This is a genomic window from Lysobacter silvisoli (genome assembly GCF_003382365.1).
GTDB lineage: Bacteria > Pseudomonadota > Gammaproteobacteria > Xanthomonadales > Xanthomonadaceae > Lysobacter > Lysobacter silvisoli.
In genome coordinates this window covers 97,403-114,713 of the sequence record NZ_QTSU01000002.1, presented here as the reverse complement: position 1 = coordinate 114,713, position 17,311 = coordinate 97,403, and the positions used below count along the sequence as shown (strand labels likewise).

The window sequence follows — 17,311 nt, the reverse complement described above, 5'->3', positions numbered from 1 at the left end:
GCTGGCGAGGGCTAAGTTTCGACGAGGGCGGCCGACCGCGCCGGCCGCCGCCGCCACGGCCCTGGTTCGGCTGGGGCGCGGCCGCGCTGGTGATGCTGGTGCTGATCGCGCTGATCCTGCTGCGCCAGCCGCTGTCGGACCGGCTGTGGCCGGAAACCCGTTTGCAGCAGTTGCGCAACGATGCCGCGCAAGCGCTGCGCGAAGGCCGCCTGAGCTCGCCCGACGGTCGCGGCGCGCGCGAACTCTACGAGGCCGCGCTGGCCCTGGATCCCGACCGCGGCGAGGCCCGCGCGGGTTTGTCGCGGGTGGGCCAGGCCGCGCTGGCGCAGGCCGAGCGGGCGATGGCGCAGCGCCGCTACGCCGATGCCCACAGCGCCTTGAACCTGGCCCGCGAACTGGCGGTGCCGCGCGCGCAAACCGACGCGCTGGAGCAGCGCCTGCGCACGCGCGAAGCCGCTGCCGCCGGCCTCGACCGCTTGCTGGAACAGGCCGCCGCGGCCCGCGCCGCCGGTCACCTGGACGACGGCGAGCAGGCGGCGCTGCCGCTGTACCAGCGCGTGCTGGCATTGCAGCCCGAACGCGTGGAGGCGCTGGAAGGGCGCGAGGACACCCTGGCCGATCTGCTGCAGCAGGCGCGGCAGGCGCTGGCGCACGGCGATCTGGAACCGGGCGCCGCGCGCATCCGCCGCGTGCAGGCGGCCGATGCCGGCCATGTCGACCTGCCCGACGCCTTGGCCGAGCTCGCGCGTCGCGTCGACGGCCGGCGCAGCGCGGCCGACGCCGCCTTGCGCCGCGGCCAACTGCCTGTGGCCGTGGAGGCGTATCGCGATGTGCTGACCGCGATCGCGGACGATGCGGCTGCGCAGCGCGGGCTGGAGGCGGTCGCGCTGGCCTATGCGCAGCGCGGCGAACGCCTGGCCGCGGATTTCCGCTTCGACGAGGCCGCCGCCGCCCTGGCCGCGGCCGCCGAACTCGCGCCCGCGCTGCCGGCCGTGACCGAGGCGGGCCGGCACCTGGAGCGCGCCAGGCAGTCGCGCAAACGCTTGGACACCGGCGTACCGGCCGCGCAGCGTCCGCAGCGCCTGCGCCGCTTGCTGGACGAGGCCGCCGCCGCCGAGGCGCGCGGCCACTTGCTCACGCCGCCCGGCGACAGCGCCTACGACAAGCTGCGCGCGGCGCAGGCGCTGGCGCCGCAAGACCCGAAGGTGCGCGCGGCCGCCGCGCGCCTGCTGCCGGCGGTGCGGCGCTGTTTCGAGGACGAGTTGCGCAGCAACCGCCTGGCGCGCGCGCGCGAATGCCTGGACGCGCGCGGCGCGCTGGAGGGCGAGGGCGCACCGCTGGCCGAGCCGCGTCGGCGGTTGGCGCTGCGTTGGCTGGCGGTGGGCGACGAACGCCTGGGCGCAGGCGAGGTGCGCGCGGCGCAGGCCGCGCTCAAGGCGGCGCGTGAGTTGGACCCGACGGCGACCGGCATCGACGACCTGACCGACCGCGTGCGCGCCGCCGACCCCGGCCGCGACTGACCGACCAGGCGCTCTGGGGTAGGAGCGGCGTGAGCCGCGACCGCGACCCCGCAACCACGACGAAAGTTACGCACGCCCCCTGTAGGAGCTGCGCCAGCTGCGACCGCGAATCCACCGTTGCGACCAAGCCCTCGGTCGGCGGAGGGCTGCTCTGCGGCCTTGGGGTAGGAGCGGCGTGAGCCGCGACCAGCTCCGAACTCGCGCAGGTATTTGGGTGTGCTGCTTTGAAGCAACAGCAACAGCTTCCGTCCGCAAGCGGCCGGGTCACTTTCTTTTGATAAGCGTCAAAAGAAAGTAACCAAAGAAAAACGCTTGGCCAGAGCTCCCCTGCGAGATCGGAGTTTGCGCCGGGATTTTTCGATGGCACATCCCTGTGCCAGCGAAAAACGGCGCTCCTGTGCGCCGCCCCCCGCCTTCGCGGGGGCAGGCTCTCCGGGTCTTCTATTGGTACGGCGAGTTCGGTGCCCGAGCGAGGAGCAAGAGCATTCGCTTCGCTCACCCCCTCACCCTAACCCTCTCCCGCAAGCGGGAGAGGGGATGCATCCGACGCCGCTTCTGCTTTAGCCCCTCTCCCGTTCACGGGGTGAGGGGCAGCGCTTGCGAGCCATTGGCTCGCGCTGCACCGAACGCCCGACCGCACTGCGGGCGGGCCGGGGTGCGGGTTGGGGTGAGGGCGCGCGGGATAGCAACCGCTGGCGCCAGCTGCACTATCCCCCGTGCAACAACACCCTTCGCACCACCTCGCGCGCCGCGTCCAGCGAGAAATGCGTCTGCACGTTGTGCAGTCCGTTCTCGGACAGCCGTTGCCACAGCGCCGGATCGCGATACAGCCGCACCACGGCGGCGGCGAAGTCGGCCGGCGTGTCGGCGACCAGCGCGTCTTCGCCGTCGCGCAGATGCATGCCCTCGACCGCGCAGCCGGTGGCGACCACCGGCTGGCCGTGGGCCATGCTCAGGTTGACCTTGCCCTTGACCCCGGCGCCGTAGCGCAGCGGCGCCACCGCGATGCGCGCGCCGTCCATGTACGGGTCCAGGTCCGGCACATGGCCGTGGATCTCGATGCCCGGCGCCGACGCCAGGGCGGCGATTTCCGGCGGGGTGTCGGCGCCGATGCAGTGGAAGCGCAGTTCCGGCAATTCGGCGCGGATCAGCGGGAACACCTCCAGCGCGAACCAGCGCACCGCGTCCACGTTCGGCGGATGGCGGAAGCCGCCGACGAAGACCAGGTCGTGGCGTTGCGCGTACGGCTGCCCGGCACCGGCGATGCGGTGCAGGTTGGAGAGAATGTCGACCTGGGCCTGCGGCGCGTCCTGCGTGAGCAGCGTGCGCTCGACCTCGCTGACCACCAGGGTGGCGTCGCTGCGCGCGATCACGTCCAGTTCGAGCTTGCGCGTGGCTTCGGCCACGCGCGCAAGGGCGGCGTCGCCGGCGACTTCGGCGCCGCGGCGTTCGCGCAGGTAATGCAGGTCGACGGTGTCGAACACCACGCGCGCCTGCGGCGCATGCTTGCGCAGCAGCGGCAGCAGTTCGCTGAGCACGTAATGACGGCAGGCCACCACGGTGTCGAAGCGCGGGCCGTGCTCGCGCAGCCAGGCCGGCAGACGGCCCAGGTCCGGTGCCGTCCACACCTCCACGCCCATGCGCCGCATCGCGTCCACCGACGCGTCGCGGTGGGCCAGATAAGCCGGCACGAACACCACATGCGCGCCTTCCTCCAGCAGCAGGCGCATCAGGTTGACCAGCCGCAGCGAGCCCGAGTCGCGGTCGGGCTGCGGCACCAGGGCGTCCACGATCAGCACGCTGCGGCGCCCACGCGGGAAGGCCGCGCGTTCGGCCGGCGTGGCCGCCGGCCATTGCCGCGACAGCGCATCGCGCCACTTGTCGGCGAACACGCCGCGGTTGCGCACCTGGTAGGCCTTGACCCCGGAACCGGTGTCGGTGCCGGCGGTGATGCCTTCGCAATGCACCACCCGCGACTGCGGCTGGTAGACCACGCGCCGCCCGGCCGCGCGCACGGCGAAGGCCAGGTCGGTGTCCTCGTAGTAGGCCGGCGCGTAGCGCGCGTCGAAACGGCCCAGCTCGCGGAACAGCGCGGTCGGCAGCGCGATCGCCGCGCCCGAGCAGTAGTCGGCGTCGCGCAGGAAGGCGTAGCGCGGGTGGTCGGGCGCGTCGAAGCGACCGTAGTTCCAGCCGCTGGCGTCGTCGAAGACGATGCCGCCGGCTTCCTGCAGGCGCCCGTCGGGGTAGACCAGCTGGGCGCCGACCAGGCCGGTGCCCGGCTGCTCGTCGAAGGTCGCCAGCAGGGTATCCAGCCAGCCCGGCTGCGGGATGGTGTCGTTGTTGAGGAACACCACGAACTCGCCGCGGGCCAGGTCGGCGCCGTCGTTGCAGGCGGCGATGAAGCCGCCATTGGCGGCGCGGCGGTGGTAGCGCAGGCCCTGCACCTGCAGCAGCGAGGCCTGGGTGGCGTCGCTGCTGCCGTCGTCGACCACGATCACCTCGAACGCGGCCTGCGGCGGCCGCGCGGCCAGGGCGCGCAGGCAGGCCAGGGTGTGGGCGAACTGGTTGTAGACCGGGATCACCACGCTGGCACGCGGGGTCTGCGAGGTGGGCAGGACGAAGGGCGCGAACGGCTCGGCCGCGGGCAGCCACAGCGCCGCGCGCTGGGCCTCGGGCACCCGGTGGAACTGGCGCAGCATCCGCTGCCAGGTGGGGCCCAGGCCGCGGGTGCGCAGGCTGATCAATCCGCGCCGCGCCAGACCCGTCCCCCGTTGCAACAAGAACCGAAGATCGGTCCAGCTCATCGCCATCGATCGGATGCCATGCTGAAGGAATTCCAAAGTACGCGGCGCGGCGCCGGGCCCGCCCTGCGGCGGCGCCGGCCGGCTGCGTTAGACTCGAAGGCTACTAGGGCGCCGCCCTGTCATTGTCCCATGCCGTGGCCCGAATCGATTACGACGAAGACGACAGTTCCGACGACCTTGCGTCCGACGGCGGCGGCACTCCCAGCTGGCGCCGCCGGCTCGTCACCTGGACCCTGGCGGCGATCGGCCTGGGCCTGGGATTCCTGATCCCGTATACGCTCTACCTCAATCACGAGGTCGGCCAGCGCTTCGGCCAGCTGCGCTGGCAGATCCCGACGCGGGTGTACGCGCGGCCGCTGGAACTGACTCCCGGCTTAACCCTGGACGCGACCACGCTCAAGACCGAGCTCGACGCCGCCGCCTACCGCGACGACGGCGCCGGCGCGCGCACCGGCACCTACGCCCGCGAAGGCGGGCGCTGGACCATCTCCAGCCGCGGCTACAACGACGTCGACGGCGCCGTGCCCGGACGCCGCGTCGAACTGGTGCTGTCCGGCGGCCGCGTGGCCAGCCTGCGCGACGTGGCCAGCAAGAAACCGCTGAAGGTCGCGCGCCTGGATCCGGCGCGCATCGCCACCCTGTACGGCCAGAAGCAGGAAGAGCGCCGGCTGGTGCGGATCGAGGACGTGCCCGAACTGCTGGTCACCGGCCTGCAGGCGGTCGAGGACCGCGACTTCAACAGCCACTTCGGCATCGACATCAGTGGCATGGTGCGCGCGCTGTTCAAGACCGCCACCGGCACCCGCCAGGGCGCCAGCACTCTGACCCAGCAGCTCGCGCGCAGCGGCCTGCTCGGCATCGGCCAGGAGCAGACCCCGACCCGCAAGGCCAAGGAAATCCTGTACGCGCTGCTGATCGAGGCGCGCTACGACAAGCGCACCATCCTGGAGGCCTACTTCAACCAGGTCTATCTGGGTCAGCGCGGTTCGCAGGCGATCCACGGCGTGGCCGCGGGCGCCGAGTTCTGGTTCGGCCGCGACCTGCGCGACCTCAGCACCGAGCAGATCGCGCTGTTGATCGGCATCGTCAAGGGCCCGTCCTACTACGATCCGCGGCGCAATCCCGAGCGCGCGCTGGACCGGCGCAACTTCGTGCTCGGCGAGATGCACGAAACCCAGCTCATCGACGACGCCGAATACCAGCGCGCGCTGAAGACGCCGCTGGGCGTCACCAAGACCCCCGGCAGCACCGCCGCCAACCGGTTCCCGGCCTACGTCGACCTGATCCGCCGCCAGCTCGCGCGCGACTATCCGGCCGACGCGCTGGCCGGCGCCGGCCTGAGCGTGATGAGCGGCATGGCGCCGTCGGCGCAGGCGCAGGCCGAAGGCGCGGTCACGCGCACGCTCAAGAGCCTGGACAACAAGCGCCGCCCGCCGCTCAACACCGGCCTGGTGGTGACCGACGTGCACAACGGCGAAGTGGTGGCCGTGGTCGGCAGCCGCGATTTCACCCAGCACGGCTTCAACCGTGCGGTCGAGGCGCAGCGCCCGGTGGGCTCGCTGCTCAAGCCCTTCGTCTACCTGCTGGCGCTGGCGCAGCCGGGCAAGTATTCGCTGGCCAGCTACGTCGACGACTCCCCGGTCACCGTGACCCTGGGCAAGGGCAAGCGCTGGACCCCGGGCAACTCCGACGGCCGCAGCCACGGTACCGTGCGCCTGATCGACGCGTTGGCGCAGTCCTACAACCAGGCCACCGTGCGCGTGGGCATGCAGGTCGCGCCCGAACGTCTGGGCGGTCTGATCAAGACCCTGGCCGGGATCGAGGCCACGCCCAATCCTTCGCTGATCCTGGGTTCGGTCGATCAGAGCCCGTACGCGATGGCGCAGCTGTACCAGTTCCTGGCCTCCGGCGGCGAGATCCAGCCGCTGCATGCGGTGCGCGGCGTGCTCGACGCCAACGGCCGCGCGGTCAACCGCTACGACAAGGAACCCGCGCCGGCGCAGGAGGGCGATGCGATCGCCGCGCGCCTGATCACCATCGCGCTGCAGCACGCGGTGACCAGCGGCACCGGTCGCCAGCTGGTCGGCGACGGCCTGGGCCGTTTGTCGCCGGCCGGCAAGACCGGCACCAGCAACGACGGCCGCGACAGCTGGTTCGCCGGCTGGACCGGCGACCACCTGGCGGTGATCTGGGTCGGCAACGACCAGAACAAGGAAACCGGCCTGTACGGCGGCACCGGTGCGATGCGGGTGTGGTCGGCGATCTTCTCGCGCCTGCCCAGCGCGCCGCTGCAGGTCGGCGACAAGGGCATCGACTGGCAGTTCGTGGTCAACCAGAACACCACCGATCCCGGTTGCGCCAGCGCGCGCCGCTTCGCCTTCGTGGCCGGCTTCGCGCCGGACTACGCGCCGTGCCCGATGCCGCAGGCCGAGCCGGAAGAGGAAAGCGGCGGCTGGCGCGACTGGTTCGGTATCGGCAAGCGCGACGACGAGCCCGAGCCCGCCGAAAGCGCCCCGCAGCAGGAGCAGTGATCGTGTCGATGAAGTTTCGTTGGGCGTTACCGCTGAGCTTGGCCGTGGTGTGCGCGGCCTGCGTGTCCGCCCCGCCGGCGCCCGAGCCGGCCTACGACGCCGAGACCGCGGTCAAGGCGATCCGCCAATCCGCCGCCGCCACGCGCGAACTCGACGTGCAGCCGCTGCGCGACAACCGGGTCGAGGATCTGCGCCAGAGCGCGAGCGCGCTGGAAAAGCAGGGCAAATACGCCGAAGCCGCCGCCACCCTGGATCAGGCGCTGGCGATCAACGCCGGCGATCCGGCGCTGCTGCAGGAACGCGCCGAAACCGCGTTGCTGCTGCGCAAGCTCGACGATGCCGAACGTTACGCCAAGCAGGCCTTCGACGGCGGCTCCAAGGTTGGCCCCTTGTGCCGCCGGCACTGGTCGACGATCGCGGCCGTGCGCCAGCACCGGCTGGACGTGCTCAAGACCACGCCCGTGTACAAGGAAGAGCTGCCCGCGGCCAGCGCCAACATCAGCCGCATCGGCAAGGACGTGGCTGCCGCGCGCGCCCAGGTCGAGGCCTGCACCGTTTCGGCGCCGCCGCGGTACTGATCCGATGAGGCCGTGGTAATGGAGACTGGCCGCCTGGGCGTCGCCAGCCGCACCGCGTTGAGCGAGGGCGGCGACCTGGCGCGCGCGCTGCCGGCGTTCGCGCCGCGGCCGGCGCAGCAGGATCTGTCGGCGGCCATCGCCGACGTGTTCGAAGCGCGCGGCACCCTGATCGCCGAGGCCGGCACCGGGACCGGCAAGACCTTCGCCTATCTGGTGCCGGCGCTGCTGTCGGGTTTGAAGACCATCGTTTCCACCGGCACCCGCGCGCTGCAGGACCAGCTCTACCACCGCGATCTGCCGCGCGTGCGCGACGCCTTGGGCGTGGGCCTGAAGACCGCGTTGCTGAAGGGGCGCGCGAACTACCTGTGCCATTACCGGATGAAGCAGGCCCAGGGCGAGCCGCGCTTCGCCAGCCGCGAACTGGCCGCGCAGTTCCAGCGCATCGTGTCCTGGGCCGGGCGCACGCGCATGGGCGACCTGGCCGAACTGGAGGCGCTGCCGGAAGATTCGCCGCTGCTGCCGATGGTGACCTCCACCGCCGAGAACTGCCTGGGCAGCGAATGCCCGTTCTTCGGCGACTGCTTCGTGGTGCAGGCGCGCCAGCGCGCGCAGGCCGCCGACGTGGTGGTGGTGAACCACCACCTGCTGCTGGCCGATCTGGCTCTGAAACAGGAAGGCTTCGGCGAGATCCTGCCCGGCGCGCAGGCCTTCGTGGTCGACGAAGCGCACCAGCTGCCGGACCTGGCCGGTCAGTTCTTCGGCGAGGCGCTGAGCGCGCGGCCGCTGGTGGAACTGGCGCGCGACGCGCTGGCCGAATGCAAGCAATCGCCTGGCTCGCTGGCCACGCTGCAGGCGCCGGCGCGCGAACTGGAACAGGCGGTGCGCGCGCTGCGCGCGGCCATGGACGAACTGCCGGTGCGCGCGACCCGACGCCGCGCCGCCGAACAGGCGGAAGTGGAAGCGGCCCTGGACGCGCTCGACGCGGCGCTGGCGCAACTCCAGGACACCCTGGCGCCACTGCGTTCGGCCTCGCCGGGTTTCGACGGCTGCCATGCGCGCGCGCAGGACTTCCGCAGCAAGCTCAAGCGCTGGCGCGGCGATGTGCCGCGGCCGGCCGAAGAGGACGGCGACACGGCGGAAGACAGCGACCGTTCCGGGTCATCGGACGACGCCAGCGTGCTCTGGTACGAACTCACCGCGCGCGGCTTCCGCCTCAGCCGCACGCCGCTGGACGTGGCCGGCCCGCTGGCCGAGCACCGCGAACGCTCGCGCGCGGCCTGGGTGTTCACCTCGGCCACGCTGGCCGTGGGCGGGCGCTTCGATCATTACGCGCACAAGCTGGGCCTGGTCGAGCCGCGCACCCTGCTCGCGCCCAGCCCCTTCGACTGGCCGCAGCAGGCGCTGTGCTACCTGCCGCGCGGCCTGCCCGACCCGATGGTGCGCAACTACAACGAAAGCCTGGTGGAGAAGCTGCGGCCGGTGCTGAAAGCGTCCGGCGGCCGCGCCTTCGTACTGTTCGCCTCGCACCGCGCGCTGCGCGAGGCCGCGCAATTGCTGCGCGACGGCCCCTGGCCGCTGTTCGTGCAGGGCGAGGCGCCGCGGCCCGTGCTGCTGGAACGCTTCCGCGCCTCCGGCAACGGCGTGCTGCTGGGCGCGGCCAGCTTCCGCGAAGGCGTGGACGTGGCCGGCGACGCGTTGAGCGTGGTGGTCATCGACAAGCTGCCTTTCGCCGCGCCCGACGACCCGGTGTTCGAGGCGCGCCTGGACGCGATCCGCCGCAGCGGCGGCAACCCCTTCCGCGACGAACAGCTGCCGCAGGCGGTGATCGCGCTCAAGCAGGGCGCCGGCCGGCTGATCCGCACCGAGACCGACCGCGGCGTGCTGATGCTGTGCGACCCGCGCCTGCTGTCCAAGAGCTACGGCCGCACCTTCTTCGACTCGCTGCCGCCGCTGCCGCGCAGCCGCCGCGTCGAGGACGTGGCCGATTTCTTCGCCGGCCGCCCCATGGCCCTAGAATCGCAGGCGTCCGCGCCCGAGGGCGAGGACTACTACTACCGCTGAAGCGCGGTCACCGTGGAGCAGGAGCCAGGCCATGAGCGAACAGGATGCGGGAGCGCGCAAGCCGCGCGTGCACGGATTGGGCGGGGTGTTCTTCAAGGCGCGCGACCCGGCCGCGCTGGGCGCCTGGTACAAGCGCCATCTGGACCTGGACGTGCAGGACTGGGGCGGCGCGCTGTTCCACTGGAAGCGCGCGGACAACGACGGCAACGCCTGCACGGTGTTCGCGCCGTTCGGCCAGGACAGCCAGTACTTTCAGCCCAGCGACAAGCCCTACATGTTCAACCTGCGCGTGGACGACCTGCAGGGCACCTTGCAGGCGCTGCGCGAGGAGGGCTGCACCGTGCTGGACCGCTACGAGGAATCCGAGCAGGGCAAGTTCGGCTACGCGCTGGATCCGGAAGGCGGCCTGCTGGAGCTGTGGCAGCCGGCGCCCGGGTATTGAGATGGCGATCGGCCGCCGTATCCGCGCGATAATCGCCGCATGAAGCTCCTGGCATTGGAAACCGCCACCGAAGCCTGCTCGGTCGCCTTGTGGATCGACGGCGAACTGCGCCAGCGCTACGAACTGGCGCCGCGCCGCCACGCCGAGCTCGCGTTGCCTTGGGCCGAGGCGCTGTGCGCCGAGGCCGGCATCGCCAAGGCCCAGCTCGACGCCATCGCCCTGGGCCGCGGCCCGGGCGCGTTCACCGGCGTGCGCCTGGCCATCGCGATCGGGCAGGGCATCGCCCTGGCGCTGGACCGTCCGATCGTCGCGGTATCCACCCTGGCCGCGCTGGCGTTGCGCGCCACCGCGCTGCCCGGCGGCGACGCCGACGGTGCGCGCGTGCTGGCCGCGATCGACGCACGCATGGGTGAGGTCTACACCGGCGCCTTCGCACTGCGCGGCGGCGACGCCCGCGCCCTGGATGCCGAGGCCGTGCTCGCCCCGGCCGCGGCCGCACTGCCCGACGGCGCCGACGGCTGGCTGGGCGTGGGCACCGGTTTCGCGGCTGCCGACGGCGCCTTGCCCCAGCACCTGGCCGGCCGCTTCGCCGCCCTGGGCGCGGCCGCGCTGCCGCAGGCCGCCGACGTGGCCCGCCTGGCCGTGGCCGCCTACGCCCGCGGCGAAGCGCTGGCGCCCGAGCGGGTGGAGCCGGCCTACCTGCGCAACAACGTCGCTTTGACCATCGCCGAGCAGCAGGCGTTGCGCGCGGGGCGTTGATCTACGGGACTCTCTGGATAGGCCGCCGCGCGCTCGCTACGGCGGCTTCGTGCCGTTCCAAAGCGGTGACGTCCGCGTTCGTCGCTGCAAAGCCCGTCGTTCCCAAATCCAGGGTTCCGAACCCCGTCATTCCGGCGAAAGCCGGAACCATTTTGCTTTTGGGTTTTCCCTGCGTATACCTGAGCTGTAAGAAGCGAAGGTCAAAGTGGGTTCCGGCTTTCGCCGGAATGACGGTGAGGGGTGAGGGGCTGGGAACTTAGCGGTCCTGCCCCCGGTCACCTGCTTCGCCCCCAGGAGAACCCCATGGCGAAGCAAGCACGACAACCCGGCCTGCGCGGCTGGCTGCGCAGCGAAGGCAAGTCCCTGCTGGTGATGCTGGTGCTGCTGACGGTCGCGCGCACCTCCTTCGCCAACCACTACGTCGTGCCCTCCGGCTCGATGGAGCACACCCTGATGCCCGGCGACCGCGTCGTGGTCGACATGTCGGCCTACGGCTTGCGCCTGCCCTACACCGATACGGTACTGATCGAACGCAGCCAGCCGCAGCGCGGCGAGGTGGTGGTGTTCAAGTCGCCCGCCGACGGCACGCGCCTGATCAAGCGCGTGGTCGCGGTCGGCGGCGACCGGGTCAGCGTGATCGGCGGGCACCTGTCGATCGACGGCGTGCCGCTGGCGTCGGCGGGCGAGGCACAGGTCGAATGGTTCGGTGAGCACCGCGCCGAGCTCAACCTGGACGCCGGCGGCGGCCCCGACGTGCTCGACGCCGTCATCCCCGCCGGCCAGGTGCTGGTGATGGGCGACCACCGCGGCAACAGCCAGGACGGCCGCTATTTCGGCCTGGTCCCGGCCCGTTCCCTGTATGCGCGTGCGCTGGGCGTGTACTGGCGCAGCGGGGTGGGCCCGGTCTGGCGGCGGCTGTAGCGGCCGCCGCCGGGCTTACTCGTCGACCAGGGCGCCGTCGGGCAGGAACTGCCAGGTGCGGGTGACGTGGAGGATGTCCGGGTTCTCGTCGGTGCGCGGCAGCGGCGGATAGGGCTCGGCCAGGCGGGCGATGCGCAGGGCCGAGTCGTCGAGCAGGCGGATGCCGCTGGACTGGACGATGTCGGCGCGCTCGACCGTGCCGTTGCGGCGGATCGCCACGCTGATCACCACCTGGCCCTGCAGCCGGCGCCGGCGCGCCTCGTCGGGGTAGTTGAGGTTGCCGACCCGCTCGACCCGGTCGACCCAGCCGCGCAGGTAGCCAGCCCAGGCGTATTCCTGGGTACTGGCGGAAACGAACTTGCGCTTGGGCCGCTTGGCGTAGCGCTCCGAGCGCAGGTGGATCTCGGCGGCCAGCCGGGCCATGCGGATGTCGCGATCGATCTTTTCCCGGCCCAAGGGCAGCGGCCGCTCGCTGGGCGGGGTGGTGGCCTGGGCGCGCGCGGTCAGGTCCTCGCCGCGGCTGCTGCTGATGACCCGCGCCTGCGGCGGCGGCGCCGGGGCCGGCGACTGCGCCTGCAGGGCGCGCGCGGCCACGCCGGGCTCGGCCTGCGGGGCCGGGCCGGACTGGTTGTCGCGCGGGCGCCGGCTCTTGTCGTGCTCGCCGCCGCCCTGGTTGTTCGCCTGGGCCATGAAATCGGCCTGCTTGGGCGTGAGCGCGGTCGAGGTCTGGGTCAGGATCACGTCCAGGGTCGGCATGACCGGGGCGGCTTTTTCCAGGGCGTAGCCCACGCCCAGCACGAACACGCCGTGGACCAGCAGCGACAGCACCATGGTCGCGCTGAAGCGGCCCTCGCCGTCGTCGCGGCGGGGCGGCGTGCCGGCCGGGGCCGCGGCCGCGCTCATGCGGCCGGCGCCATCCGGGCTTCGATCGCGTCGAACAGCTGGCCGGCGATGTTCAGGCCGAACTGGGCGTCCAGCTCGCGGATGCAGGTGGGACTGGTGACGTTGACCTCGGTCAGGTAGTCGCCGATCACGTCCAGGCCCACGAACAGCATGCCGCGGCGGCGCATCTCCGGGCCCACCTGGGCGGCGATCCAGCGGTCGCGCTCGCTCAGCGGACGGCCCTCGCCGCGGCCGCCGGCGGCCAGGTTGCCGCGGAACTCGTCGCCCTGCGGGATCCGCGCCAGGCAGTAGTCCACGGGCTCGCCGTCGACCAGCAGGATGCGCTTGTCGCCGTCGCGGATCTCCGGCAGGTAACGCTGGGCCAGGGCCAGGCCATGGCCGCCGGTCAGTGTTTCCAGGATCACGTTGAGGTTGGGATCGCCGGCCGCGGCGCGGAAGATCGAGCGCCCGCCCATGCCGTCCAGCGGCTTGAGCACGGCCTGGCCGTGGGCGTGGACGAAGGCCTTGAGCTCGGCCGGGTCGCGGCTGACCAGGGTCGGCGGACAGCACGACGGGAACAGCAGGGCGGCCAGCTTCTCGTTGTAGTCGCGCAGGCCCTGAGGGTCGTTCACGATCAGGGCGCCGGCGTTCTGGGCCACGGTCAGGATCTGGGTGTCGTGCAGGTAGTTGTCGTCCACCGGCGGGTCCTTGCGCATCAGGACCACGTCGCCCGGGCCCAGCACGCGTTGTGACCAGGCGCCCAGTTCGTACCAGCCCTTGGGGTCCTCGCGCACGCTCAGCGGGGCCACGGCGGCCTCGGCGCGGCCGTCGCGCAGGCTCAGCCCGCCCGGGCGCACGTAGTGCAGGCGGTGGCCGCGGCGCTGGGCCTCCAGCAGCATCGCGAAGGTGGAGTCTTTGGCGATCTTGATCGACCCGATCGGGTCCATCACCACCACGATGTCGAGCGGCATAGACGAAGTCGTTGCAGGAAATGTGCGCGATGGTAGCAGGCGGGTCGCCGATATCTGCCATCATGTAGCGTCAGGAATGGTCCACAGCGGGCCGTTTCTGACTCGTCGGGTCGGGCCTTCGCCGGATTCCGGCGGGATCGACCCAATGCCGTGCGTACGCTACGGATGCGACGGACCGCGACACCCGCCCAAAGGCCGCCGGCCGGGCGGCGCCGCGCTCCACGCGTTCAGCTTTAGCGCTGGAATTGCGTGCTTGACAGCATGCGCGCGGCTTGGAATAAAGGCATCTTCGCGACGCGCCGGGGGATTGCGCGGCGTTTCGCTCCGGGGGATACAAAGAATGCTCGATGAGGCTCGTAACGGCAGCCTCGACGGTTTGAAGGTCATGGTGATCGATGACTCCAAGACCATCCGTCGAACCGCCGAGACGCTGTTGAAACGCGAAGGTTGTGAGGTGGTCACGGCCACGGACGGATTCGAAGCACTGGCGAAGATCGCCGACCAGCATCCACAAATCATCTTCGTGGATATCATGATGCCGCGACTCGACGGCTATCAGACCTGCGCGTTGATCAAGAACAACCAGTTGTTCAAGAGCACGCCGGTGATCATGCTGTCTTCCAAGGACGGCTTGTTCGACAAGGCCCGCGGCCGCATCGTCGGCTCCGAGCAGTATCTGACCAAGCCGTTCACGCGCGAGGAACTCCTCGACGCGATCCGTAAGCACGTACACGCCTGACCGGGGGGTAGGGCACTCAATGGCACGCATTCTTCTGATCGAGGACTCGCCGACCGACACGGCGGTCCTGACCCAGCTCCTGCAGCGCAACGGGCACGAGGTGTTCGCGTCCGGCAGCGCCGAGGACGGCATCGAAGCGTGCAAGCGCGAGAAGCCCGATCTGGTCCTGATGGACGTCGTGCTGCCGGGGATGAACGGTTTCCAGGCCACCCGCGCGCTCTCGCGCGACGCCGACACCAGCGCCATCCCGGTGCTGATCGTCAGCACCAAGGGCATGGACACCGACCGCGCCTGGGGCATGCGCCAGGGCGCCAAGGATTACATCGTCAAGCCGCCGCGCGAGGACGAACTCATCGCGCGCATCAACGCGTTGCTCGGTGGCTGACGCCGCCAGGTGGGACCTATGAACACGCAGTCGCCGTTCGATGTGCTGGCCGATTACGAGCGCCGCAGCCTGGCGCACGTCGTCGGCTTGCCCGAACAGTTGGACGCGCCGGGCCTGTGGCGCGGCGTGGGCTACCGCATCGGCGATCGCCGCCTGGCTTCGGCCTTCGACGAAGTGCTGGAAATCCTGCCGCTGCCGCAGGTCACCCCGGTGCCCGGCGCGCAGCCGTGGATGCTGGGCCTGGCCAACGTGCGCGGCAATCTGCTGCCGGTGGTCGACCTCAAGCAGTTCCTCGAAGGCAGCCGCACCGTGCTGCACGAAAGCCAGCGCGTGCTGCTGGTGCGCCAGCCCGGCGGCGACGTCGCCGTGCTGATCGACGAGCTCTACGGCCAGCGCAGCTTCAACGAGCAGCAGCTGGTGGCCGCCGACGAAATCGCCCTGGAGCGCCTGTCCGAAGGCCGCTACGCGCATTTCGTCGACCGCGCCTACCGTCTGGCCGACCATCCGTGGGGGATCTTCAGCCTGGAACGGCTGGCCCGCACGCCCGAGTTCCGCCAGGCGGCCGCCTGACCGGTTTGCCCCGCCGGTTTAAGCAATACGTCGCAAAAAACGCCGCACCCAGTCCGTTCCCCCGCCCAACCGCCGAAACCGAATAAGCAACACTTCCTGAGGTCGAACATGAGCACTGTGATGGACAACGTGGCCGGCAAGGGCCGCAACCTGGGCGTCAATACCTGGCTGATCATCCTGGGCATCTCGGTGACAGTGTTCGGTTTGAACACCGGTTACGCGACCTACAAGGCGGCGCAGCTGGGCGGCGCGAGCTCCTCGGCCTCGAGCCTGCAGGTGAACTCGCAGAAGCTGGCGGTGCAGGGGCGCGAGGCGGTCGGCGGCGCCAAGGAGGCCTTCGCCCAGTTCAAGGCCACCAAGGCCCAGATCGACAGCGACGTCAAGAACCTCAACGCCAACTACGGCACCACCACCGGCGTATCCGGCCCGATCGGCACGGTGACCGACTCGTGGGAGGTGATGGGCAAGAACGCCGACCAGGTGATCGCCTCGGAAGCCGCTGTGCTGGCCCTGGCCGGCAACGCCGACAGCTTCGCCGCCCGCGTGCCGCAGCTGCAGGCGCGCCTGGACGAACTGGTGCGCGCGATGTCGGCCTCCGGCTCGCCCTCCTCGCAGGTCTACATCGCCCTGCGCCAGGTGGTGCTGTCGGGCAAGATGAACGAGCGCCTGACCCAGATCCGCGCCGGCGGCAGCGGCGCCGCCCTGGCCGGCGAGGCCCTGGGCCGCGACGCCACCGTGTTCGGCAACGTGCTCACCGGCCTGCGCAAGGGCGACGCCTCCTTCGGCGTGACCCCGCTGGGGAACGGCGGCGCGCTGGCCGCGCTGGGCCAGGCCGAGTCGCTGTGGACCGAAATGAAGAAGGACCTGGACGCGATCAACGCCAGTTCGCAGAAGCTGTTCACCGCGCAGTCCGCGGCCGAGCAGATCACCAGCGGTTCGGAAAAGCTGCTGGGCGACAGCGAAAACCTGTTCAACGCCTTCACCTCGTTCGGCTCGGTGCGCAGCACCAACCCGATCGGCCACATCCTGGTGTCGATCATCTCCGGCCTGGTCGCCCTGTTCGCCATCGTCGGCTTGCTGTTCTCGCTGAACCGCGCGCAGCAGAAGCGCTACCAGACCACCAAGGAACTGAACGACCGCAACCAGGAGGCGATCATGCGCCTGCTGGACGAAATGGGCTCGCTCGCAGAAGGCGACCTGACCGTGAAGGCGACCGTGACCGAGGACATGACCGGCGCGATCGCGGACTCGATCAACTTCGCCGTCGAACAGCTGCGCAGCCTGGTGCAGACGATCACCGACACCTCGGTGCAGGTGGCCTCCAGCGCCCAGGAAACCCAGGCCACCGCCATGCACCTGGCCGAGGCCGCCGAACACCAGGCCCAGGAAATCAACTCGGCTTCGGACCGCATCAGCGAAATCGCGGCCTCGATCGACCAGGTCTCGCGCAACTCGGCCGAATCGGCGGACGTGGCGCAGCGCTCGGTGCAGATCGCGACCAAGGGCGCCGGCGTGGTGCGGCAGACGATTCAGGGCATGGACTCGATCCGCGATCAGATCCAGGAAACCTCCAAGCGAATCAAGCGCCTGGGCGAAAGCTCGCAGGAAATCGGCTCCATCGTCGAACTGATCAACGACATCTCGGAACAGACCAACATCCTGGCGCTGAACGCCGCCATCCAGGCCGCCTCGGCCGGTGAAGCGGGCCGCGGGTTCGCGGTGGTGGCCGACGAAGTGCAGCGACTGGCCGAACGCGCGTCCAACGCGACCAAGCGAATCGAGACGCTGGTCCAGACAATTCAGTCCGACACCAACGAAGCTGTGAGCTCCATGGAGCAGACGACCTCGGAAGTGGTCGCCGGCGCCCGACTGGCCGAGGACGCAGGTACCGCGCTGGGCGAGATCGAAAAGGTGTCGTCCGACTTGTCCAACCTCATTCAAGGCATTTCCAGCGCGGCGCAGCAGCAGTCCAGCGCGGCCTCGAACATCACCCAGACGATGAACACGATTCAGCAGATCACCTCGCAAACCTCGCAAGGCGCCAACCAGACCGCCGAGTCGATCGGAAACCTGGCGCAGCTGGCGGCCGACCTGCGCCGCTCGGTCGCCGACTTCAAGCTGCCGGCCTGAGCCTAGGGACGACGAGGT

General features: G+C 70.7%; 14 protein-coding genes. 11 read left to right on the top strand and 3 right to left on the bottom strand.

Features of this window, described 5'->3' with window-relative positions; genetic code table 11:
- Positions 1–92: 92 nt before the first annotated feature.
- Complete coding sequence (locus DX914_RS11775) at positions 93–1,520, top strand: hypothetical protein (RefSeq protein WP_115859325.1); 1,428 nt, start codon at positions 93–95, stop codon at positions 1,518–1,520.
- Between the two features lie 707 nt (positions 1,521–2,227).
- On the opposite strand, the gene DX914_RS11770 is transcribed toward DX914_RS11775, so the two are convergent.
- Positions 2,228–4,330 (bottom strand): glycosyltransferase, encoded by a 2,103-nt coding sequence (locus DX914_RS11770; protein WP_115859324.1) that lies wholly within the window; start codon positions 4,328–4,330, stop codon positions 2,228–2,230.
- A 128-nt stretch (positions 4,331–4,458) separates the two neighbouring features.
- On the opposite strand from DX914_RS11770, the gene mrcB reads away from it, so the two are divergent.
- The 6 genes from mrcB to lepB all read left to right on the top strand — a co-directional run bounded on the left by mrcB (position 4,459) and on the right by lepB (position 11,616).
- Positions 4,459–6,855 carry a penicillin-binding protein 1B gene (gene mrcB, locus DX914_RS11765; protein ID WP_425480680.1) on the top strand — a complete coding sequence of 799 codons (2,397 nt, stop codon included), beginning with the start codon at positions 4,459–4,461 and terminating at the stop codon, positions 6,853–6,855.
- Between the two features lie 8 nt (positions 6,856–6,863).
- The gene (locus DX914_RS11760; RefSeq protein ID WP_115859323.1) at positions 6,864–7,433 is read left to right on the top strand and encodes a tetratricopeptide repeat protein; all 570 of its coding nucleotides are present in this window, start codon (positions 6,864–6,866) and stop codon (positions 7,431–7,433) included.
- Positions 7,434–7,451: 18 nt separating this feature from the next.
- A complete protein-coding gene (yoaA, locus tag DX914_RS11755) occupies positions 7,452–9,494 on the top strand; it encodes a DNA repair helicase YoaA (protein ID WP_115859322.1) in 2,043 nt (680 codons plus the stop codon).
- Between the two features lie 31 nt (positions 9,495–9,525).
- Positions 9,526–9,936, top strand: coding sequence for a VOC family protein (locus DX914_RS11750; protein WP_115859321.1), 411 nt, complete (start codon positions 9,526–9,528; stop codon positions 9,934–9,936).
- A 39-nt stretch (positions 9,937–9,975) separates the two neighbouring features.
- A complete protein-coding gene (gene tsaB / locus DX914_RS11745; RefSeq protein WP_115859320.1) occupies positions 9,976–10,695 on the top strand; it encodes a tRNA (adenosine(37)-N6)-threonylcarbamoyltransferase complex dimerization subunit type 1 TsaB in 720 nt (239 codons plus the stop codon).
- A gap of 303 nt (positions 10,696–10,998) precedes the next feature.
- On the top strand, positions 10,999–11,616 hold the full coding sequence (lepB, locus tag DX914_RS11740; RefSeq protein ID WP_115859319.1) for a signal peptidase I: 618 nt from the start codon (positions 10,999–11,001) through the stop codon (positions 11,614–11,616).
- Positions 11,617–11,631: 15 nt separating this feature from the next.
- On the opposite strand, the gene DX914_RS11735 is transcribed toward lepB, so the two are convergent.
- Both DX914_RS11735 and gshB read right to left on the bottom strand, forming a co-directional pair.
- Positions 11,632–12,519, bottom strand: a complete 888-nt coding sequence (locus DX914_RS11735; RefSeq protein WP_115859318.1) for an energy transducer TonB — start codon at positions 12,517–12,519, stop codon at positions 11,632–11,634.
- The gene (gene gshB / locus DX914_RS11730; RefSeq protein ID WP_115859317.1) at positions 12,516–13,469 is read right to left on the bottom strand and encodes a glutathione synthase; all 954 of its coding nucleotides are present in this window, start codon (positions 13,467–13,469) and stop codon (positions 12,516–12,518) included. Before gshB ends, DX914_RS11735 begins: the two co-directional genes overlap by 4 nt.
- A gap of 340 nt (positions 13,470–13,809) precedes the next feature.
- Here gshB and pilG point away from each other — a divergent pair, with 340 nt between their 5' ends.
- The 4 genes from pilG to DX914_RS11710 all read left to right on the top strand — a co-directional run bounded on the left by pilG (position 13,810) and on the right by DX914_RS11710 (position 17,293).
- Positions 13,810–14,208 carry a twitching motility response regulator PilG gene (gene pilG, locus DX914_RS11725; RefSeq protein WP_055900524.1) on the top strand — a complete coding sequence of 133 codons (399 nt, stop codon included), beginning with the start codon at positions 13,810–13,812 and terminating at the stop codon, positions 14,206–14,208.
- Positions 14,209–14,227: 19 nt separating this feature from the next.
- Positions 14,228–14,593: a response regulator gene (locus DX914_RS11720; protein ID WP_115859316.1), complete on the top strand. Its 366-nt coding sequence runs from the start codon at positions 14,228–14,230 to the stop codon at positions 14,591–14,593.
- A gap of 18 nt (positions 14,594–14,611) precedes the next feature.
- Positions 14,612–15,163, top strand: a complete 552-nt coding sequence (locus DX914_RS11715; RefSeq protein WP_115859315.1) for a chemotaxis protein CheW — start codon at positions 14,612–14,614, stop codon at positions 15,161–15,163.
- A gap of 108 nt (positions 15,164–15,271) precedes the next feature.
- Entirely contained in the window at positions 15,272–17,293 is a 2,022-nt protein-coding gene (locus DX914_RS11710; RefSeq protein ID WP_115859314.1) for a methyl-accepting chemotaxis protein, read from the top strand.
- Positions 17,294–17,311: the final 18 nt, after the last annotated feature.